This window comes from Cytobacillus sp. S13-E01, from assembly GCF_029193815.1.
Lineage (GTDB): Bacteria > Bacillota > Bacilli > Bacillales > Bacillaceae_L > Bacillus_BV.
On the sequence record NZ_JARFVC010000005.1, the window covers coordinates 1 to 21430 of the forward strand.

Genomic DNA, 21430 nt, shown 5'->3' on the forward strand with positions numbered 1-21430 from the left:
AATGAACCATCCGACTTTACTAAATCATTAAAAAAAATCCGCGAACATCATACCCCTTTACATACAATAGAAGTGGAAATCGAAGCAACTAAACTTCAGTCATGGAAATTACTTCGCATCAGTGAGCATTTACGATTAATAAGAAATACAGTTCTAGGTCAGGTGTATAAAAACTATCAACAGATGATAAGGACAAAAGAATATAGAATGGCACTAAGAACTTATAAAAAAGTTTCGGAAGAATTGGTCAAAGTTGCATGTCAAAAAGAAATCAAAAAACTTGAATCCTTAAAGAATGAAGCAAAAAAAGGGTTCGATGAACTTCGTTCTAAATATCAGGTTACTTTTGACTTTGTAAGGAATTATGGGACCTATTTACGAGATACTAAATATCATTTGCCAGATGCGGTAACAGTATGGAGTGTCTGTGAAATGGTTTGGAGTTCGATTGAACGTATTATGTATGGCGAAGCTGGAAAACCTCGGTTTTATAAAAAAAGAGATTTTGTAACTTTACAAGGGAAGCAAGCAGAACGCTGCATTATCCTTAAACACGATTCAAAGAAGGAGACATTCCATATCTCACATAATGGCATGAAGTTACCATTGATAATAAAGAAGAGGGATTTGTTCATTCAAGAAACGTTGAGTCATGTCGTCAATTATATGAATGTTGGTTCTCAAATCGATAAAGAAAATGTAGAACGCCATGAGATGGGGAAAGCCATTAACTCCACTTATCGAATTCGCAACAACAGGATTGTGATAAAAGAGATTCATGGGAAACTGCGTTTTTATGTTCAAATTGTCTTAGAGGGCACACCTGTTGTTAAAAGAAAAAAGGACGGCTCTTTTCGTCACACCTACGGTGTGGGGCGACTTGGTGTAGATATTGGCACGCAATCCATCGCAATTGTCAGTTTACACGAAGTGAAATTGAAAAATCTAGCAGAACGGTCTCATAAGGTGTTTAATATAGAAAGAAATGTTGGATTAGAGAATAGATATTTAAGTCGTTCAAGGAGAGCGACCAATCCGAAAAATTATAATAAAGATGGGACAATAAAGAAGGGCAAAAAAAAATGGGTAAAATCTAAACGATACGACAAAAGGCAAAAGAAATTAAAAGAACTACAGAGAAGAACTGCATTGAGTAGAAAATACGCTCACAATGAAGAAGTAAATACGCTTCGTTCATTAGGGGATGAGCTTTTCATTGAAACGATGAATATAAAAGGATTGCAAAAGAAAGCAAAATCAGTCACAAAGAATGAAAAGACTGGCAAGTTTAACAAGAGAAAAAGATTTGGAAAAAGCATAGGAAAAAGAAGCCCTGGTTACTTCATTAAACAAGCAAAATATCGTTTTTTAATTACAGAGGGAAGTGTACATGAGGTAAATACGTGGAAATATAAGGCTTCTCAATATGACCATATTATAAACGATATAAATAAAAAACAGCTATCTAAAAGGTGGCATGAATTACCGAATGGCTTAAAAATCCAAAGAGATCTTTACTCAGCGTTTCTGCTTTATTGTTCTGAAGATACCTTAGAAAAACCAAATAGAAATAAATGTCTACAAGAATTTAATTCTTTTTACGATAAACATCAACACTGTATTGAACAAATAAGAAACAACCATGTAGTTGTTTTAAATAGTGGAATTAAAATAAACAAAGTCGTATCTTAATTTTAAAAACAGGGGTTTGACTTCGCCTCTGTCTTCACATGAAGAGAAAACAGACGCCAATGTGGTCGGTGGATCGCTTGTCTGTTGGTTTTCACCCCTGTAGTTAGTGCGTAACGCCGATGGGAGTTCGACTCCATGTACGCTTGCGAGAATCTATATGTGAGAACCCACGTGGGCTTGCCCCGTGGAGTGAGTCAGAAATGAAGTATTGCTAGAAAAAGAAGGAGTTGATACTATGAATGAAGTTATCGAAACAATCTTAAATCATAGGTCGATACGAAAGTTTGAAGAAAGACAGTTATCTTCTGACCAAATAAAACTTATTGTAAAAAGTGCGCAAGCTGCATCGACATCAAGTTTCATTCAGGCATACTCCATTATTGGGGTCAAAAACCCGGATACTAAACGTCGCTTAGCGGAGCTTGCTGGGAACCAACCCTATGTAGCGGAAAACGGACACTTTTTTGTTTTCTGTGCAGACCTCAACCGTCATGATTTTATCGGAAAGTTTGAAAATAAAAGCCTAAATCTATCTCTAGAAAGTACCGAAAAGTTTATGGTATCGTTAATTGATGCAGCATTAGCCGCACAAAACGCTGTGCTTGCTGCGGAGTCGATGGGGCTGGGAGCTTGTTATATTGGAGGACTTAGAAATAAACTTGATGAGGTAAGTACCTTGCTGAAAATTCCAAATCATGTAATTCCGCTATTCGGTATCGCTGTAGGCTTTCCTTTGCAAATTTTAGATAAGAAACCAAGACTTCCAATTGAGCACATTTATCATGAAGAAGAATATGAACAAAATATTGACCAATTTGAGCAACAATTGATGGAATATAACAATATAATCTCGTCCTATTATAGTGGGCGGACAAATGGTAAACGTAATGATACATGGACTGGTCAGATGGCAAAAATGCTCGGTAATCCAACGCGGACGTACATGAAGGAATTTGTACAAAGTAAAGGTTTTTTAAAGGACTAAAAACGCAAAACGCCCCTGTGATTAGGGGCATTTACCGTTTAGCTAACTCAGAATGTATATCCTATAAATTTGGAATGTATAACTTTTAGTTTTTAAAACAGCTTTCATTAAAAAAGATAATTAAATTAGGTTTCTTCGGTTTGCGGGTGCTTATAGACGTTAAACTTGGGTTGCCAAAGCATAAAGAAAACGCATGGTATTCCATGCGTTTGGTCTTTTCTTACCAGCCTCTATCATATTGCTTTACACTCTTTATTTCTACTCCTAGTTGTTTCGCTGCTGATCTAGGCCAATATGGATCACGTAATAATTCCCGTGCAAGAAAAATGAGGTCAGAACGATCATTTCTTAGAATTTCCTCTGCTTGAATTCCAGTTGTTATTAAGCCGACCGCCCCTGTAGCAATGTTTGCACCATGCTTAATTTTCTCGGCAAAGCCTACTTGATATCCAGGGAAAACAGGGATGTGTGCTGGTACTACTGCTCCTGAGCTAACATCAATAAGATCTACACCTTGGTCTTTCATTTTTTTAGCATATTCAACATATACCTCTGGAGTTAATCCATTTGGATCATAATCATTTGCAGATACACGGACGAATAAAGGACCATCCCATACCTCTTTTACAGCTTCAATAATCTCTCCAAGAAAACGGTATCGATTTTCAAAGCTTCCACCATATTCATCTTCACGTTTGTTAGTGAGAGGAGAAAGAAATTCATTTATCAAATATCCGTGTGCACCGTGTAATTCAATGATGTCAAATCCAGCTTCTTTTGCGCGTTTTGCACCAGCTTGAAACGCCGTGATTATTTCCTTTACTTCGCTTAGTGACAATTCTTTAGGTGTTTTCATTCTGTCATTAAAGGCAATTGCAGATGGAGCAACAATTTCCCCGTCTACTGTAGCTTTACGGCCAGCATGTGCTATTTGTATGGCTGTTTTTGCGCCATATTCTTTAATCATAGTTACTAAGTTCTTTAACCCAGGGATATGATCGTCGCTCCAAATACCTAAATCCTGAGAAGAAATTCTACCTTGCGCAGTTACGGCAGTTGCCTCAACCATGATTAGACCAACCTGACCAACTGCACGACTTACATAATGCGTTAGATGCCAGTTCTCAACTTTTCCGTCTTGATTATGTGAAGAATACATACACATTGGTGACATTACAATGCGATTTTTCATCGTTACATTTTTAATTGTAAATGGTGAAAATAAAGCTGTTTCCATTGGTGAACCTCCTATGTACTATTTCGATTTCCTAAATAAGTATATCACCTAGGTACCGTTTCGTCATACGTAACGCTTACCGTTTTCGTAGCTCTTTGAGACTGTATTTCGTACCTCGCCACACAATGCCGCCGCGTTTAAAGGTTAAAAAGCTCGCTCTTCCAATTGAATAAATAAATAGAAGCGCAGTAAAAGGGAAGGCGATAAAATTAAATGGAGAAAATGATGTCATTCTCCTCGTTACCAGTATATAAAGAGAAAATATCAATAGAATTGTTATGATACTTAAAAATAGGTGCAGTTTTCTTGCGCTAAATAATGTTATAAATGGCAGTACATGTGACAGAAATGTACCTGCCATTGCAATAAACACCATCGAAAGCCTATAGTGAAGTCCTGCAAACGTATTTTTTTCGAGCCCAATTAAAGCAGCTTTTAGACTGTCATACCACTTCACTTTCAGCAAGGTAATCCCAGTAACGATACGTTGTCGTAATCCTAATTTTTTTATTTTATAGCCTAGTTGTAAATCATCATCCGGTCTCATCGCAATGGCTTTATGTGTCCCTATTTTGTCGTATGCATCACGGGTTATAAGGTTAAAAGCGCCAATCCCCATCCCGATTTTTGAAGAATCAACATTTGCCAGCCAGGGTCTTTTAAAAAAAGAGAAACCAAATAGGAAGAAGGCAACAAAAGCACGGAGCCAAAAGCCTGTTGCATCCAAGTTTGGAGATATAGTTAGATGATCAATTTTTTGTTGATCTAAAAAGGTTACGGCCTTACCAATTGTATCAGGATGATACATGACGTCTGCATCTGTAAAGACTAGGTAATCACCATTAGAATGCTGATAGCCTTGATAAAGCGCATAGTTTTTACCAAGCCAGCCTTCTGGTAGCTCCTTAATCTGAACTGCTTTTAGGTTCTCGTTTTCTCTTTGGAGACAGTCTAGTATTTCACCAGTCGTATCAGTGGAGCGGTCATTGATTGCTATCCATTCAATGTTTTTATAATGTTGTTGGAATTGAGACTGTATACTTCGCTTAATTGCTATTTCTTCATTACGAGCCGCAATAATAACCGAAACAAGTGGCTCATATTGACTGTTAGCGGTCATATCCTCGAGCCGGTAGATTGTTCGATAGCCAATGACAGCTTCTATCAATGCAATTGACCAAAAGATGACATTTAACACAAGTAAAGCTGTTATCATAAGACACTCCTTAAAACATTTCTAAGCCATATTTTAACCTTAAACTAACAAGGCTATCACTTTGTTGATTCAAGGTCGGAATTTATTGTAGAAGTCCGGATTTCTTTATACTTCTTTTCCTTTTGTGGTGATATTTTAATAATGTGTAAATGAAAAGGGAGCAAAACAATCTTTTCACTACTAATTATTTTTTAGGTGGATCCAAGCTCAGACGACCTTTCAGTTGCACGTTTGATGCATGAAACCATGGCATCCTGGTACTTGTATTGTTCTAGTACCTTTATTCCAGCTTCAGTTGTCCCACCAGGGCTTGTTACCTCTTTTCTTAGTAGAGAAGGCTGCTTTGGCGATGTTTTTAACATTTCTGCAGCGCCGATGATCGTCTGTAATATTAATTCTTTAGCCACATCTTGATCTAAGCCAACTTCACTTGCAGCTTTTTCCATCGCTTCTACTAAGTAATAAACATATGCAGGGCCACTTCCAGATAACCCAGTTACTGCATGCAAATCATGTTCTTCAACTGTTGTGACAATACCGACAGTTTCAAACAGTGTTTTTGCAATTTGGAGATGTTTACCATTAGCAAACTCACCCAATGATAGAGCAGTTGCAGATTTTCCAATCGTTGCTGAAGTATTCGGCATAGCACGAATGACTGCCACATCTTTTCCGACTAACTTGGTGATCGTATTCGTTGAAACGCCTGCTAGAACAGAAAGAATTAATTGATTTTCCCTTACGTATGGTGCTATTTTCATGACTCCCTGAGCAACATCTTTTGGCTTCATCGCAAGGATAATTATATCCGCTTCTTCAATTAGCGGTTTTGTATCATACGTAACGTTTATTTTATATTTTTTCTCAAAGTATGAAAGTCTTTCTTGATCGGAGCGATTTGTAACAGTGATTTGACTGGGTGTAAATAGCTCCTTTTGTAACATACCCGAGATAATTGCTTCTGTCATCGAGCCCGCACCTACAAACGAAATAGTTTGTTTGTAATTCACTCTTTATCCCTCCATTTTTATAAAAAATAAAAAGACCCATCCATGTCCTCTAAAAGGACGGAACAGGTCTTGTTTTTCCGCGGTACCACCTTTGTTGACATCTAGTCTAAAAAACACTAAATGTCCACTCTAACCCGTATCGTGGGTGACGGCTAGGTTTTGCCTAACAGCTCCTAGGTAGGTTCAATTATGTAGAGGATGATGAAATCTTTCAGCCGGTGGATTTCACTCTCTTTTCACCATACATCATTTACTAGTCCTAATCTTCGCGCAATATATTAATTTGAAGTCATTATGCTACGGATGAAACTAATTGTCAAGTGACATTTTAAAACAAATTATTAGATTACAGTGGTTTTAAAAAATTAATTATTTGAATATAATGACAAATGAGGAGGGAAACGGTAAAATAAAATCATCGTAATTATTTTAAATAGGTCAGAGTTATACTTTGTTTGTATTTAGCGATAATGCTGGGCGATGTTATTTTTATCCCACGCTTAAGGGGCAGTAAGTCCACCACCTCAATACTTAGAGAACTCGAAGAAGTTTAGGTGGGGGACTACTGCCCCTAAAGGTCCGATAAGTTCATCTAACAATCAGTGTGGGACGAAGTAAACCCCCACTGATTGAAGTTGAACTTTATATAAATATAATGTGAAGGAGATATACATGAGTGAACTTACGGTTACACAAGACATTTTTAAAATAACGGTTCCTACTCCGTTTCCAGTCGGTGATGTTAATATCTATCTTATTCAAGGTGATGTTCTAACGTTAGTCGATGCAGGAGTGAAAACAGATGAGGCATGGGGTATTTTTAAACAACAATTAAGTGAACTTGGTTATCGACCTTCCGACATTGAACAAGTTGTTCTTACACATCATCATCCTGACCATGTTGGACTACTTGATTATTTACCTCAAGAAGTACCTGTTATTGGTCATCCTTTAAATGAACCTTGGATTAGTAGAGATCCTCAATTTTTTGAGAGGCATACGAATTTTTTTATGGAATTATTCGTTCAATCGGGTATTGATCCAGTTTTCTTGAAGGCTTTTGAAAAAGTGGAGAACCCTCTACGTTTCTCATGTCATCGTTCACTTACTTCTACGGTGGTAGAGGGTGGCAAGATTCATGGATTACCAGAGTGGAGCATTATTGAAACCCCAGGCCACGCTCAAAGTCATATCATTTTATACCGGAAAAGGGACGGTCTAGCAATTGGAGGAGACCATCTTCTTGAAAAAATTTCACCTAATCCACTACTCGAGCCATCTCCTAACGAAGGTAGTGCGAGACCTAAGCCACAAGTTCAATATAATCACTCATTAAAAAAACTTTTCGCACTTGATATTTCTCGTGTTGTTACGGGACATGGAGAGGATGTACTAGATGCTCATAATTTAATTAACAAGCGTTTACGTAGGCAAGAGGAGCGTGCGTTTAGTGTGCTTGAAATGCTACGTAACAATCCAATGACAGCATTTGAAACCTGCAAGCAGCTGTTCCCATCCGTTTATCAAAAAGAGCTTGTCCTGACAATGTCTGAAACAATCGGACAGCTTGACTTCCTTGAAGAATTAGGTGAAATTAAGATAGACACAACGAACGAGAAATTTGTTTATTATGTCAAGTAACCATTCCGAGGTGATATAAAATGGGTAGATTAAATGGAAAAACAGTTGTTATTACGGGTGCTTCAAGTGGTATTGGAGAAAAAGTTGCATATTACGCTGCTGAACAAGGTGCAACACCGGTTCTTGTTGCTAGAAGCTATAATAACCTAGTGAAAATTGCAGATACCATTAAGGAGCGATACAATATCACCTGTTTCACTTACCAATTAGATGTGAGTAATGTTCCTGCAGTAAAAGAAGTGTTTAGTCAAATTTACTCAGAATGTAAAGTGGTAGATGTTCTTGTTAATAATGCAGGATTTGGCGTTTTTGATAATGTGGTCGATGCCGACCTCGGCAAAATGAAGACAATGTTTGAAGTCAATGTATTTGGTCTTGTAGCCTGTACAAAGATGGTGTTACCACAGATGATTGAAAATGGTGCAGGACATATTATCAACATTGCTTCACAAGCAGGGAAGATCGCTACACCGAAATCAAGTGTATATTCAGCAACAAAACATGCAGTTTTAGGGTTTACAAACAGTCTTCGGCTTGAGCTTTCAGACTCTGATGTTTTTGTTACTTCGGTTAATCCAGGTCCAATTAGAACAAGATTTTTTGATATCGCAGATGAATCTGGTAGCTATGTCAAAAACGTTGAAAAGTTCATGCTCGATCCTGATTATGTTGCTCGTAGAATCGTTAACACCATGCTTGTTCGCAAACGTGAAATTAATCTTCCAGGCTGGATGAATATGGGCAGTGTTTTTTATCAGCTTTTTCCCACACTTGTAGAAAAAGTTGGCGGCAAGGCTATCTTTAAAAAATGAGTGCAGTCACCTAAGGGTGGCTATTTTTTTAGAAATTTCGACCCCCTCATTCGACATCTTCATAGAAGATGTCGAATGAGGGGGTACGTGTAATTAGTTTTGGTAATGAATAAAAATGATTATTATTATCAATACTAATTTTAGGCAGATGAATATAAGAAGGACAACCGTGCGACCGGTTGTCCTACCTAATTACAAATCTTCAGGTTTGAATGTTTTACAATCTGTTTCTCTTGAATCAGATGCAGTTTTACCAGTGTGACTTACTACATATATTGCATCTGCCCCACACTTGTTCCCTTTGTTCCAGTAATGACAATTGTTTACTTCACATAATACGTCTTGTGCCATGGTACTCCACCTCTTTCATTTTTAGTTGTCTTACTTTTTTAAGTTTCCCTTACCTTCCAAAGAACATACTTCCTATAAATATTAAATATCACTTTAATAGCCTTTTTTCATTCACTTAAATATTCATAAACCACATCGTTTATTACATCATTCAAATCTATGTCTTCATCCATTTCAATTGTTTTCATAACTGTTTCATAAAGCTGATCGTATTCCTTCGTTGATAAAGGAACAGAACCTAAGTCATGATTATACTGGTAAAAACAATTTCGAATCATTTTATGTATAAGCTTTTTATCCATGTGTACACCTCGTATTAGTCCTCTCGTTATCTGTACTCTATCCTGCATTAACAGGCAGTAAAGCGCCCATTGATGGAGTTTCCTTTATAGTAACATATCCTAGCCTCTAAGGTGTCTTAAATTTCCATTTGAATTCGAACGTATATTCGCTTATTATGGAGAGTATAATACGAACATAGATTCTCTTTTTGGAGGGGGATAATGATGGTCGATTACAGTCAACTACCTACAAATAAAATTTTATGTATTGATATGAAAAGCTTTTATGCGAGCTGTGCTGCTGTATTATTGGGACTTGATCCACTCGATTGCTATTTAGCTGTTGTCGGTGATATGGAGCGGCAAGGGAGTATTGTTTTAGCAGCATCCCCACGTATGAAACAAGAATATGGAATAAAAACAGGCTCTAGGCTTTTTGAAATTCCAAAAGACCCTAAAATCCACATTGTAAATCCTAAAATGGCTACATACCTAAGGATTTCAACGGAGATTACAAGGGTATTCAATCGCTATGTACCAAAGGAAGCAATTCATACGTACAGTGTTGACGAAAGCTTTTTAAAGGTTGATGGAGTCGAGAATTTATGGGGAAATGCAGCAACGATTGCAGAGAAAATTAAACGAGATATTGAACTTGAATTTCAACTGCCATGTGCGGTGGGGATTGGCCCCAACATGTTAATGGCGAAGCTGTGTCTGGATTTAGAGGCAAAGAAAAAAGGTGTCGCAGAATGGAAATATGAGGATGTTAAGGAAAAACTTTGGACACTTTCACCGTTAAGTAAAATGTGGGGAATTGGCAGTAAGGTGGAGCGAACATTGAATCGAATGGGAATTTTCACAGTTGGTCAGCTTGCTAATTATCCATTAGAACTACTTGAAAAAAAGTTTGGGGTAATGGGGAATCAGCTCTATTACCATGCCTGGGGTGTGGATCTCTCAGAATTAGGAGCACCAATTGTGAAAGGGCAAATTAGCTTTGGAAAAAGCCAAATATTATTAAGAGATTACCCCGATCCAAAAGAGGTGAAGCATGTCTTGTTGGAAATATGTGAGGAAGTAGCAAGACGGGCTCGAAATCATAAAAAGATAGGAAGAACAATTAGTCTTGGAATTGGGTATAGCAAGGACGAGTTTGGTGGTGGCTTTCATCGTTCGAAAACAATTGATACGGCCACAAATCTTACGATGGAAATTTACAATGTGTGTTTAGAGCTTTTTGATAAGCACTATACACAAAAAACGGTACGACAAATCTCGGTTGCCATTTCAAATCTAGACGATGATAACGAAATGCAGCTTGATTTATTTTATACAAACCGCATAAAGCAAAGAAAAATTGGTTATGTAATGGACTCAATTAGGAATAAATACGGTTCAGATGCGATTTTACGAGCCGTTTCATATACAAATGCAGGAACAGCAAGACATCGAAGTAAGCTTGTTGGTGGACATAAAGCTAATTAATAAGAAAAGCGCAGGGCGCCCGCTTATCGGCTACAAGCATAAGACGAGACCTGACTGAAGGCGCTTTTTGCCTTCGGAAGGGATTGGCTTATGATCTCAGGTCCGATGGCGCCCGGAGCTAGACACCAAAACTATGTTCAAATACAAAAAAGCTAGATTTTATCGAATAACCTCTAGAAGGGAATGAACTAAAATGATTCGAGATCGCGGTACGATTAAATGGACGGCGATGATGCTACCAGAGCATGTAAAGATGCTAAGGGATTGGACTGAAGAGGACACGCATATGGTGAAGCCTGAGCTAGATGAACAACAGCTAGAGGCAATGAATGATGTTCTTTACACCGCCCTCGAGGATGGGAGTGAGCTCGTCATCACTCATTATGAGTGTAAACAACATAATCTGCTAATCGGCAATATTCATCACTATGACCAGTTAACGAGGAAGCTTCATATTGTCGATAAATTTGGAGATGCGCATTATCTGGCAATTGAAGAAATTATTGATGTAAGGCGACAGTAAGACAAAAATCATCCAACCTCAGTGGATGATTTTTTATTTTAAAGTTACAGCTTACTCCGCACGAACAACGGATTCAAATTGCCCTTTATGTGTGCCATCACAGAATGGCTTCCTTGAAGACAGACCACAGCGGCATAATGAAAAAGTTGGCTTCGTTTCAAACTTGTTACCTTCAGCATCAAGTAATTCTACTTCTCCAGTAACGCGTAATGATCCATTATCGTTTACTTTAATTTGTACTTTAGTCATAAAAATTCCCTCCTTCACAATTTCGTCACATACATTGATAGTATCACTCTTTTAAGAAAATTCAAATAAGAGCAGTACAAGCCCACAAAATGTCCAATTAATCATACATTATGTATAAATTTTAGAAATATGCTAAAATGAAATGTATCCGTACATTAACAAAGGAGCATGCTGCGTGAAGCTAACATTTACAGATAGTGCAATTGAAAAGCTAAAAAATAAAAAAATGAATCCTAATAAATTATTAAAATTAAAATATGATACAGAAGGTTGTGGCTGTGTAGTGAGTGGAGTTGCTGCACTATGGCTTGTGAATCAGCAAGGTTCAGACGACATAGTGATTGAAACGAACTACCGATCAGTTTTAGTTGAAAAGTCAAAGCTTGTCTTTTTTGATGACGACATGAAAATTGATACGGTGGAAACAGCCAATTGTTTTATGCTAAAAAGTCCTAACCAAATTTTTAATCCGCGTATGACGTTTGTTGAAAAGAGTGATGATGAGTATGAACAACAAGCTTAATACGATTAAGAATATAGCAGAAAATAAAACCTGGGTTTCTTTCCTAAACGAAAATCATCCATATAGCTTACTGCATTGGTCTGTTGCAGGAGTAAATCAAGAACAAAAAAATGTCTGGCTACTGCAAGATGAGGTTACGTTCGAAGTTCAGGAATTTGAAACAATCGGCTTTGCATTAACGTGGATTGAGGAAAATATGAAGGAAATTACCGATGTGTTAGGATAAAGAAAAGCGCAAGGCGCCCGCCTATCGGCGACAAGCATAAGACGAGCTGGCTGGAAGATTGTTCTTTAACCTTCTGGACAGATTGGCTTATGACCTCGAGTCGATGGCGCCTGGAGCTAGACACCAAAACTAGGTACAAAATTTTATACTTTCTTACCTTTATAAAAAAGGATGCGATTTTAGCATCCTTTTTACTATTGAATTTCCTTGAAGAATTCATCAATTGCTCGTTCGTATTGCTCTTGGTTATGTCCGAAAGAATAGGCATGGCCACCTTTTTCAGCAATAAACAGCTTCTTACTTCCTTCTTTCAATTCATATAATTGTTTAGACATTTCAGGTAGGATATAGTCATCTTTCGCACTATGGATAAATAGTACAGGATTTTTAATGTTTTTAATAACCGATATAGGAGATACATCTTTCAAGTTATAACCATCCCGTAGCTTTAAAAATTGGTTGGCAATTGGCATGACAGCGATAGCGGGAATGTTATATTCGACTTTAAGTCGGTAGCGAAGCTGGGCTTCAAAATCAGAAAAAGGGCAGTCGGCTATATAAAAATCAGCTCCGTCCTCAACCATACCAGCATATAATAACGTTGTAACCGCACCCATTGACTCACCATGGATGCCGAGGGTTATATCATCTCCATAGCAATTTTTAACCCAATCAACAACAGCTTTAAGGTCGAATTTCTCATAATGACCATAGCTCGTTGTCTTTCCACCAGTTTCTCCATGCCTGCGATGGTCGTAGAGTACAACATTCCAGCCACGTTTACGGAAGATTTTCATATATTTAAGGGAGTTCACTTTGTTCATCGTAACACCATGGCAAATAATCATGAACTTCTTCTCACTCGTACCCTTCATTAACCATCCCGTAATCGAGTAACCATAAGGCGAGGGAATGGTGATGACCTCTTTATCTAATTGTTTAAACTCATCCCCAGTAAACCTTCCTTCAGTGAGCTCACGTTTGTAAATCTCGTCATCTGTTTTCTTCTTAATAAACATCACCATGTTGGTGAAAAAAACACCAACGGCAATTATGTATGCAACAAAAATTCCGAGCGTAATAAATAACTTCTTCATCAAACAATCCTCCAAGGGAAATAATACATAAACATTCTATCATTAAGTTAAGGTTACAATACCTTATTACAAGAAAAAAATTAACGCTGACTTATCTAATTATTAATACGGGACAAGTGTAATTAAAAAACCGTAACCAGAAATTAGGTTACGGGGGCACATCATTAACAGGATAAGTATAAAAGTTTGAACTTAGTTTTAGTGTCTAGCTCCAGGTGCCCAGCAACTAGTGGACTTCCCTCTCCTCCTTACGATAAGTCAACATCGGCTCGCTACCGCTTACCGTGTTTCCTTTATCTCATGCGGATCAGTCCAGTCCATACGTCGCTAAAAGGGACGCCCTGCGCTTTTCTTATTACTGTTTTGAGTTTTGTCTGTTGGTTGGATGGATCGCTTTTTCCATCTCTTTGGCAGCCATAACATTATTCGTAGTATCTGAGTTTGGTTTTCCTTTTTGAGCTTTATTCTTTTTTGCCAAAATTAACACTCCATTCTTAAAAATGATGAAGTTAGTTTATGGAGTTAGGGTAGGTACTATTCAAAAAAATTATTTGTTTGCGTTCAGCTTAAAATACTTACTCTCAATCGGACGAGACAAATGTGGTTCGATGATTGAAATAGCGTCAACGATTTTTTCTAAATTTACTCCTGTTTCAATTCCCATTTGTTGAAGCATATAGACAACATCCTCCGTTGCTACATTTCCAGTTGCACCAGGTGAAAATGGGCAGCCACCTAGACCACCTGCAGATGTATCAAAACGAGTAATACCAGCTTGTAGAGCTGCTAAAACATTGGCAATTGCCATTCCACGTGTATCGTGAAAATGAGCAGTAAGCAGTGTTGTAGGTAATGCTACTTTAAGTTTGGAAAATAAAGAGTGGACCTCTTTAGGATTTGCCATTCCATTTGTATCAGCAACACTTAATTCATCAACATCTAGCTTTGCAAATTGTTCACAGAGGCTAATAACATTATCTTCATTTATTTTGCCTTCGTACGGACAATAAAAGGAAGTAGAGATACAAGTACGTACAAAATATCCCTTTTGTTTTAGTTCACCAATGATAGGGGCAAACTCAGCCATACTTTCTGAGGTTGTTTTATTAATATTCTTTTTGTTAAAGGTTTCGCTTACACCAACAAAAAGGGCAACTGCTTTACAATCTGTTTCATACAGACGATCAATCCCTTTACGATTAGGAGCTAATACGAGGTTCCGAGTCTGATCAAGGCATGCTGTGATAACTTCGCTAGCATCGCCCATTTGGGGTACCCACTTAGGAGAAACAAAGGAAGTTAACTCCATTTCCTGAATACCAGACTCTTTTAGCTTATGTATAAACTTTACCTTGTCTTCAGTAGAGATAAGTTTTTTTTCATTTTGTAGGCCGTCTCTCGGACCCACTTCAATAATGGTAACGTCGTTTGGTAAGTTCATGTATCCCCCTCCAATTTTGATGTTTTTACTTAAAGACTATTTTAGTTGAAAACTTTTAAAAAATGCAAGAATAATAGAAATGTTGACAAAATAAGAGGGATTTTGTAAAACATCTAGAAATATATATATGTATATTGCGTCAATATCATTAGTAGATTCAGGGCAAATAGAAATAGACTAGGGGATGATATTTTGAGTACAAACGAAGTGGTTATTGTAAGCGCTGTCCGTACTGCTATAGGTAGCTTTGGAGGTGCATTACAAAATGTTTCTGCGACAGAATTAGGTGCAATAGTGATTAAGGGAGCACTTGAAAAGGTAGGTCTTGAAGCAAGTCAAATAGATGAAGTCATTATGGGGAATGTGTTACAAGCAGGTTTAGGCCAAAATCCTGCAAGGCAAGCTTCAATCAAAGCAGGGCTATTACAAGAAACACCTTCTTTAACTATTAATAAAGTGTGCGGATCGGGGTTAAAGGCTGTACACTTAGCAACGCAAGCGATAATAGCCGGAGATGCTGATGTAGTGGTTGCGGGTGGAATGGAAAATATGAGCCAAGCTCCCTATCTATTAAAAAATGCTAGAACTGGCTACAAAATGGGTGACCAAAAGGTAGTAGATAGCATGATTTCAGATGGCTTATGGTGTGCCTTTAATGATTATCATATGGGTATAACAGCAGAAAATTTATGTGATAAATACGGGTTAACAAGAGAAGAACAGGATGAATTTGCAGCGAATAGTCAACAAAAAGCAATAGACGCAATTGAGGCAGGGAAATTTAAGGATGAGATCGTTCCTGTAGAAATACCACAAAGGAAAAAAGAAAGTATTTTCTTTGATACTGATGAATTTCCGCGCGCAGGTACAACAGCCGAAAAACTAGGTTTGCTTCGTCCAGCATTTAAAAAGGATGGCTCAGTTACTGCTGGTAACGCGTCTGGAATTAATGATGGTGCAGCAGCTCTAATTGTCATGAGCAAAAAGAAAGCCGAAGAACTTGGAATCAAACCATTAGTAACGATAAAGGCAAATGGAAATGCTGGAGTTGATCCAAGTGTAATGGGAATTGGACCGGTCACAGCAGTTAAAAAAGCGCTTGAAAAGGCAAACATACAATTAAGTGATATTAACTTAGTTGAGGCAAACGAAGCATTTGCAGCCCAATCACTAGCTGTTGATCGTGAACTTCAGTTTAACAAAGAGAACTTAAATGTAAACGGTGGCGCAATAGCATTAGGACATCCAATTGGAGCAAGTGGAGCAAGAATTTTAGTAACATTAATTCATGAAATGAAGCGTAGAAATGATAAGTATGGTTTAGCGACATTGTGTATTGGCGGAGGCCAAGGTGTAGCAACTATCGTCGAAAATGTAGAGTAATTAAATTCGCCACAGAAGACTAGTAAGTTAGTTGTACCTACTAGTTCTCACTGTGAGAAAGAAACGTGAATATCTTGTGCCAAAAGTAAGCTTATCCTGTGCAAGTACGATTTTAACAATAAGTAAATGAGGTGTACAAATGAAGCCGATTTATTCTTCTTTTAGTGAAGCAGTAAAAGACATAAAAGATGGTTCAACGATTATGGTAGGTGGATTTGGTCTATGTGGAATTCCTGAAAACCTGTTGGTAGCACTTGTTGAAAAGGGTGTAAAAGACTTAACAGTCATTTCCAATAACTGTGGTGTTGATGACTGGGGATTAGGGTTACTTTTACGAAATAAGCAGATTAAGAAAATGATAGGATCTTATGTTGGTGAAAATAAAGAATTTGAACGCCAGGTTCTATCAGGTGAAATAGAGGTTGAACTAGTCCCACAAGGTACATTAGCTGAAAAAATACGTGCAGGTGGAGCGGGAATCCCAGCATTTTTTACTCCAGCAGGAGTGGGTACTCCAATTGCTGAAGGAAAAGAAATAAGAGTATTCAACGGGAAAGAATATTTGTTAGAAGAAGCATATCAAGCTGATTTTAGTTTAGTTCGTGCCCAAAAAGCAGATAAAATGGGAAATTTAATATATAACAAAACGGCGAGAAACTTTAATCCAATAATTGCAGCAGCTGGAACGGTGACGATTGCTGAAGTGGAAGAACTATTTGAAATTGGAGAATTAGATCCTAATATGGTTCATACCCCAAGTATTTATGTGCAAGGGTTAATTGTGGGAGAGCAACAAAAGCGGATAGAGAGATTAACGGTAAAAAAATAATAAGAAAGGAGAGAAGTAGAATGACAAACGAAAAAATTTCAACTCGTGAAAAAATTGCGATTCGTGCTGAAAAGGAAATAGAAAATGGCTTCTATGTGAATCTTGGTATCGGAATGCCAACGCTAGTTGCTAATTACATAACTGAAAATAAGCAGGTGGTCCTTCAGTCTGAAAACGGGCTTTTAGGAATTGGGCCTTATCCAACTGAAGACAGTGTCGATCCAGATTTAATTAATGCTGGTAAGGAAACAGTTACAGCGATACCAGGTGCTGCTTATTTTGATAGTGCTGAGTCATTTGGAATGATACGCGGTGGCCATGTTAATATTGCAATTTTAGGTGGTATGGAAGTTTCAGAGACTGGTGATCTCGCAAACTGGATGATCCCAGGGAAGATGATAAAAGGAATGGGTGGGGCCATGGATCTTGTCCATGGTGCTAGACGAATTATCGTTATCATGGATCACGTCAATAAAAACGGTGAATCGAAAATTCTAAAAGAATGTACACTTCCTTTAACAGGTAAAGGTGTTGTCGATCGTATCATTACAGACCGAGCAGTACTTGATGTAACGGAAAATGGACTTAAACTTGTTGAGGTTGCAAAAGGTTACTCAGTAGAGAACATAGTTGCTTCAACGGAGGCTAATCTGATTGTTGATGACAGCGTGAAATTAGAGGCGTTCTAAGAATGGAAAAAAGCGGGTAACCATTGTGGTTGCTCGCTTTTTATATGACCAGAAGGTAGGACTGCCATCATAGAAGATTTTTACGTGAAAGCTGCAAATATGCTATAATGCTTATACATAATGGGCAAGTGGAGGATTTAATATGGCAAAGAAAAAACAACGACAAGCAGCTCCTAAAAAAACAGATGACAAATTAAGTTTGGGAGATTTACTAAATAAAGATATCGTCGCAAAATTAAAGGAAACGCAAAAAGAGTTAAAAGAGGACGAAATTCGTAAAGAAGAGAAAGAATTTGAGAGACAAAGAGAAGAGCGTCGTCTACGAGAGAAAAATAAATCGTTTGAAGACCTACTAAACGAGAGTAATTTAAAATGGAACGACTATAAATAAGGTGGACTGGAAAGCCTATGCGAAAAGTTGAAATTAAAAAATATGACCCAGAATGGGTACAGAAGTTTGAAGTAGAACGAAACAAGTTGGGTAATCTATTTCAAACGATTCTAGTAAACATTCATCATATCGGAAGTACTTCAGTTCCTGGACTGAGTGCTAAACCCATTATTGATCTACTAATTGAAGTTACAGATATTGAAAAAGTTAATGCTTTCAACAACCAAATGACGGAATTGGGCTATGAAGCAAAGGAAGAAAACGGGATTCCTTTGCGCCGATATTTCCAAAAGGGTGGAGATGAAAGAACACACCATGTTCATATCTACGAAACGGGAAATTCTGAAATTAATCGCCACTTGACTTTTCGTATTTATTAAATCACCCAGAAGAAGCAAAGCGCTACGGAAAGCTAAAAGAACAATTAGCTCAGCACTTTCCTTATGATATAGAAAGCTATATCAAAGGAAAAGATAATTTTGTTAAAGAACTTGATAGAAAAGCAAAAAAATGGAGTCAGACACGGGCCTGACGCCATTTTTTGTTTGATCAAAACCACGAAATAATTGTAGAAAAACGTAAATGCTTGTTGCAAACCAAGAAAAACATGTCAGCAAATCCCAAAAAGCGTATCACAAACCAGAAAAAACTTGTAGCCAACCCAAATACTCGTCGAAAATCACGAAATACTCGTCAGTTCATCGAAAATACTCGTCTAAGCTAACGAAATACTCGTCGGTAAACCCAGAATACTCGTCTAATTCCACAAAATACTCGCCTGAGAACAATACCTTCTTATGCAAGAACAAAAAACCTCATCTTCTCCATGATTAAACTTGTATCCACGCAAACCTTCACTCGTATGATCATAATCAACCTCTGTTCTTAGCGATGGTCCTAATAAACAGAGGCTTTTGATACCTCACGAATCATCTTCATTTGTTCCTCTGTTAGTGATTCAGAAGAAGCCGCATGAATATTCTCCATTAATTGCTCAGCTTTACTGGCCCCAGTTACGACTGAAGCCACAACCGAGTCATTTAAACAATAGTGCAACGCGATTTCTGTCAGCGAACGATTAGGAGCTATCTCAGCTTTAATTAACTTAACTATCTTTGTAATTTCATCAAATGAGTAATCAAGATAGCCATTCTCTTTTATTTTAATGGAAGTATCCTCAAGTGGTTTCTCCGTTAATAACCCCTTAGCAACTGGCCCTCGACATAACACACTAATATTATGCTCCTTCAATAACGGAAAAACCTCTTCTGGTCGTCTGTCCAAAATGCTATATTGCATCATCACACTTACAATAGAGGAATGTTTAACATACTCTCGAATTACATTTGGGCGAATGGAAGATATTCCATAAAAACGAATTAATCCTTCACTTTTTAATTCCTCGAATGCTTCAATCGTTTCGTCAATATTATCCTCAATTGTACCGCCATGAAGCTGATACAAATCAATATAATCCGTTTGCAGTCGCAAAAGAGAATCTTTTACACCATTTATTATATGCTTTTTAGAAGGGTCCCAAGTCCAACCATCTTTACCCTCCTGCCAACGATTACCTACTTTTGTTGCAAAAACTATATCTTTCCGCTTATTCTTAATCGCTTTGCCAACAAGCTCCTCATTTAACCCAAAATCATAAAGGTCAGCGGTATCCAAATAATTAATCCCACTATCAATCGCTTTATCTATTATTTCAGTTGCCTGCTTTTCGTGTGTTCCAAGGGACATACAACCTAACCCAATTTCACTAACGATTAAGTCTGAATTGCCAATTTGTCTCATTCGCATCTTGATCACTCCTTCATCATATTGTATCGTGAGAGAGATCAATATCTCAAATATATTGAAAGAAAAATTTAGTACATGCTATTCTATATATAACCAGTTCAAAAACTATCCTATGAATATCAAAATTTTTGAACGTTGTTACTTTGAGGAGGAGAACAAATGAGTCGTGAAGCACTTTTAATCATTGATATGAGTAATGATTTTGTTTCGGATGAAGGTAACTTAACAGTGGGAGCACCTGCACAGGTAATTGTTCCGAACATTATCAAGGCTGCTAATGAATTCATAAAAAATGATCAGGTTGTGGCAATTTGTATGGATAATCATGAAGAAGATGACCCACACTTTGAATTGTGGCCAAGCCATAATGTAAAAGGAACATGGGGACAAAAATTATATAATGAGTTACAGGAATGGTATGATGAGCATCAAGATAATCCTAATGTAATATACATCGGAAAGCCTGAGTACGATGCTTTTTATAATACTCAATTAGATGATGAACTGAAAAGTAGAGACGTGGAAAAGGTGCACTTAACAGGAGTTTGTACAGATATCTGTAATTTTTTAACAGCCTATGGAGCGTATGCAAGAGGATACAAAACTGCAGCCCATCAAGATAAGATGGCAACGTTCACAGATCAACATGATACCTTTGTAAGGCATATGGCGACCGTATTTAAAACCGATATTATTTAATAACAGCATAAGACCTCTTAGACCGAAAAATTGATCAAAGAGGTTTTTTACTTGTGTTTTCAATCTCAATGCATCTATGTTTAATAAGGTTAGAGTTTACTCCATTCACCCATTGCTCGACTGTTTCAAATTCTTTAGCATATTCCCTTAATTTTGCACGAACCTCCCAGGCTTTTCCTACTAAAGTTACTCGATTCTGGAAAATATATATTTTCAACGTGGATCCATCCCCCAACATCACTAAAAAATTAAATAGGTATGATAGAATGTATGTGGAGTAGATAATATATAGAACGAGGAGCTGTCTACATGGATCACTTAACTGAGAAAACACTATCAACCAAAACAATATTTGAAGGGAAAGTTATAAATCTGCAGATCGAGGATGTCGAGTTGCCTAATGGGAAAACAAGTAAGCGGGAAATCATTAAACATCCTGGTGCTGTAGCTATATTAGCAATAACAGAGGAAAATAAGATTGTTATGGTTCGGCAATATCGAAAAGCGCTAGAACAAGTAATTGTAGAAATACCTGCTGGAAAATTAGAGGCAGGGGAACAACCAGAAGTAACGGCGGTAAGAGAACTCGAAGAGGAGACAGGCTATGAATGTGATAAACTTACGCATTTAATATCCTTTTACACATCACCTGGCTTTGCAGATGAGTTAGTCAACTTGTATATTGCTAAGCAGTTAAAGAAAAAACAAAAACCTGCTGATTTAGACGAGGATGAATTTTTAGATGTACTAGAAGTAACCCTTGAAGAGGCTGAAGTTATGTTAGAAAAAAAGCAAATATATGATGCGAAAACTGCGTATGCAATACAATTTTTACAATTGAAAAAAGCACTAGGAGAGTAA

24 protein-coding genes and 2 pseudogenes are annotated in these 21430 nt (G+C 37.4%); 15 read left to right on the top strand and 11 right to left on the bottom strand.

What is annotated here, in order from left to right; all coding sequences use genetic code 11:
* Positions 1-1692: hypothetical protein (locus PY093_RS05195; protein ID WP_275644820.1), on the top strand; the 1692-nt coding region annotated here is incomplete at its 5' end.
* A gap of 235 nt (positions 1693-1927) precedes the next feature.
* A complete protein-coding gene (nfsA, locus tag PY093_RS05200; protein WP_275644821.1) occupies positions 1928-2677 on the top strand; it encodes an oxygen-insensitive NADPH nitroreductase in 750 nt (249 codons plus the stop codon).
* A gap of 220 nt (positions 2678-2897) precedes the next feature.
* Here the strand turns inward: nfsA and namA are convergent, their stop codons facing one another.
* From namA to proI, 3 genes are all read right to left on the bottom strand, one after another.
* Positions 2898-3914, bottom strand: coding sequence for an NADPH dehydrogenase NamA (gene namA / locus PY093_RS05205; protein WP_275644822.1), 1017 nt, complete (start codon positions 3912-3914; stop codon positions 2898-2900).
* A gap of 76 nt (positions 3915-3990) precedes the next feature.
* A complete protein-coding gene (locus PY093_RS05210) occupies positions 3991-5130 on the bottom strand; it encodes a glycosyltransferase family 2 protein (RefSeq protein WP_275644823.1) in 1140 nt (379 codons plus the stop codon).
* A 191-nt stretch (positions 5131-5321) separates the two neighbouring features.
* The gene (gene proI, locus PY093_RS05215; protein WP_481769276.1) at positions 5322-6140 is read right to left on the bottom strand and encodes a pyrroline-5-carboxylate reductase ProI; all 819 of its coding nucleotides are present in this window, start codon (positions 6138-6140) and stop codon (positions 5322-5324) included.
* 672 nt (positions 6141-6812) lie between these two features.
* Here proI and PY093_RS05220 point away from each other — a divergent pair.
* Together PY093_RS05220 and PY093_RS05225 are read left to right on the top strand one after the other, a co-directional pair.
* A complete protein-coding gene (locus PY093_RS05220; RefSeq protein WP_275644824.1) occupies positions 6813-7781 on the top strand; it encodes an MBL fold metallo-hydrolase in 969 nt (322 codons plus the stop codon).
* Between the two features lie 20 nt (positions 7782-7801).
* Positions 7802-8593, top strand: a complete 792-nt coding sequence (locus tag PY093_RS05225) for an SDR family NAD(P)-dependent oxidoreductase (protein WP_275644825.1) — start codon at positions 7802-7804, stop codon at positions 8591-8593.
* A 192-nt stretch (positions 8594-8785) separates the two neighbouring features.
* On the opposite strand, the gene PY093_RS05230 is transcribed toward PY093_RS05225, so the two are convergent.
* Positions 8786-8944, bottom strand: a complete 159-nt coding sequence (locus PY093_RS05230; RefSeq protein ID WP_275644826.1) for a DUF1540 domain-containing protein — start codon at positions 8942-8944, stop codon at positions 8786-8788.
* A 107-nt stretch (positions 8945-9051) separates the two neighbouring features.
* The gene (locus PY093_RS05235; protein ID WP_275644827.1) at positions 9052-9246 is read right to left on the bottom strand and encodes a YqzH family protein; all 195 of its coding nucleotides are present in this window, start codon (positions 9244-9246) and stop codon (positions 9052-9054) included.
* 204 nt (positions 9247-9450) lie between these two features.
* On the opposite strand from PY093_RS05235, the gene PY093_RS05240 reads away from it, so the two are divergent.
* Positions 9451-10713 carry a Y-family DNA polymerase gene (locus tag PY093_RS05240; RefSeq protein WP_275644982.1) on the top strand — a complete coding sequence of 421 codons (1263 nt, stop codon included), beginning with the start codon at positions 9451-9453 and terminating at the stop codon, positions 10711-10713.
* Between the two features lie 193 nt (positions 10714-10906).
* On the top strand, positions 10907-11236 hold the full coding sequence (locus PY093_RS05245; RefSeq protein WP_275644828.1) for a YolD-like family protein: 330 nt from the start codon (positions 10907-10909) through the stop codon (positions 11234-11236).
* 51 nt (positions 11237-11287) lie between these two features.
* Here PY093_RS05245 and PY093_RS05250 read toward each other — a convergent pair whose 3' ends face one another.
* Positions 11288-11485 (bottom strand): CDGSH iron-sulfur domain-containing protein, encoded by a 198-nt coding sequence (locus PY093_RS05250; protein WP_275644829.1) that lies wholly within the window; start codon positions 11483-11485, stop codon positions 11288-11290.
* 175 nt (positions 11486-11660) lie between these two features.
* Between PY093_RS05250 and PY093_RS05255 the strand changes: the two genes are divergently transcribed.
* A complete protein-coding gene (locus PY093_RS05255) occupies positions 11661-12008 on the top strand; it encodes an iron-sulfur cluster biosynthesis family protein (protein WP_275644830.1) in 348 nt (115 codons plus the stop codon).
* Positions 11992-12234 (top strand): DUF2552 family protein, encoded by a 243-nt coding sequence (locus tag PY093_RS05260; RefSeq protein WP_275644831.1) that lies wholly within the window; start codon positions 11992-11994, stop codon positions 12232-12234. The genes PY093_RS05255 and PY093_RS05260 overlap by 17 nt, the downstream gene beginning before the upstream one ends.
* 194 nt (positions 12235-12428) lie before the next feature.
* Here the strand turns inward: PY093_RS05260 and PY093_RS05265 are convergent, their stop codons facing one another.
* The 3 genes from PY093_RS05265 to PY093_RS05275 all read right to left on the bottom strand — a co-directional run bounded on the left by PY093_RS05265 (position 12429) and on the right by PY093_RS05275 (position 14772).
* Positions 12429-13331, bottom strand: a complete 903-nt coding sequence (locus tag PY093_RS05265; RefSeq protein ID WP_275644832.1) for an alpha/beta hydrolase — start codon at positions 13329-13331, stop codon at positions 12429-12431.
* A 355-nt stretch (positions 13332-13686) separates the two neighbouring features.
* Positions 13687-13809, bottom strand: a complete 123-nt coding sequence (locus PY093_RS05270) for a hypothetical protein (RefSeq protein WP_275644833.1) — start codon at positions 13807-13809, stop codon at positions 13687-13689.
* Positions 13810-13878: 69 nt separating this feature from the next.
* On the bottom strand, positions 13879-14772 hold the full coding sequence (locus PY093_RS05275; RefSeq protein ID WP_275644834.1) for a hydroxymethylglutaryl-CoA lyase: 894 nt from the start codon (positions 14770-14772) through the stop codon (positions 13879-13881).
* Between the two features lie 192 nt (positions 14773-14964).
* Here PY093_RS05275 and PY093_RS05280 point away from each other — a divergent pair, with 192 nt between their 5' ends.
* From PY093_RS05280 to PY093_RS05300, 5 genes and pseudogenes are all read left to right on the top strand, one after another.
* Positions 14965-16155, top strand: a complete 1191-nt coding sequence (locus PY093_RS05280; RefSeq protein ID WP_275644835.1) for an acetyl-CoA C-acetyltransferase — start codon at positions 14965-14967, stop codon at positions 16153-16155.
* A gap of 139 nt (positions 16156-16294) precedes the next feature.
* Positions 16295-16984, top strand: a complete 690-nt coding sequence (locus PY093_RS05285; RefSeq protein WP_275644836.1) for a CoA transferase subunit A — start codon at positions 16295-16297, stop codon at positions 16982-16984.
* 20 nt (positions 16985-17004) lie between these two features.
* Entirely contained in the window at positions 17005-17673 is a 669-nt protein-coding gene (locus PY093_RS05290) for a CoA transferase subunit B (RefSeq protein ID WP_275644837.1), read from the top strand.
* 142 nt (positions 17674-17815) lie between these two features.
* The gene (locus tag PY093_RS05295; protein WP_275644838.1) at positions 17816-18064 is read left to right on the top strand and encodes a YqkE family protein; all 249 of its coding nucleotides are present in this window, start codon (positions 17816-17818) and stop codon (positions 18062-18064) included.
* 17 nt (positions 18065-18081) lie between these two features.
* Positions 18082-18596: pseudogene (locus PY093_RS05300) on the top strand (GrpB family protein).
* Between the two features lie 365 nt (positions 18597-18961).
* On the opposite strand, the gene PY093_RS05305 reads toward PY093_RS05300, so the two are convergent.
* The gene (locus PY093_RS05305; RefSeq protein WP_275644839.1) at positions 18962-19870 is read right to left on the bottom strand and encodes an aldo/keto reductase; all 909 of its coding nucleotides are present in this window, start codon (positions 19868-19870) and stop codon (positions 18962-18964) included.
* Positions 19871-20029: 159 nt separating this feature from the next.
* On the opposite strand from PY093_RS05305, the gene PY093_RS05310 reads away from it, so the two are divergent.
* Positions 20030-20569, top strand: coding sequence for a cysteine hydrolase family protein (locus PY093_RS05310; protein WP_275644840.1), 540 nt, complete (start codon positions 20030-20032; stop codon positions 20567-20569).
* Between the two features lie 106 nt (positions 20570-20675).
* On the opposite strand, the pseudogene mciZ reads toward PY093_RS05310, so the two are convergent.
* Positions 20676-20786 (bottom strand): annotated as a pseudogene (gene mciZ, locus PY093_RS05315) (Z-ring formation inhibitor MciZ); the annotation flags it as partial.
* Positions 20787-20878: 92 nt separating this feature from the next.
* Here mciZ and PY093_RS05320 point away from each other — a divergent pair.
* A complete protein-coding gene (locus PY093_RS05320) occupies positions 20879-21430 on the top strand; it encodes an NUDIX hydrolase (protein WP_275644841.1) in 552 nt (183 codons plus the stop codon).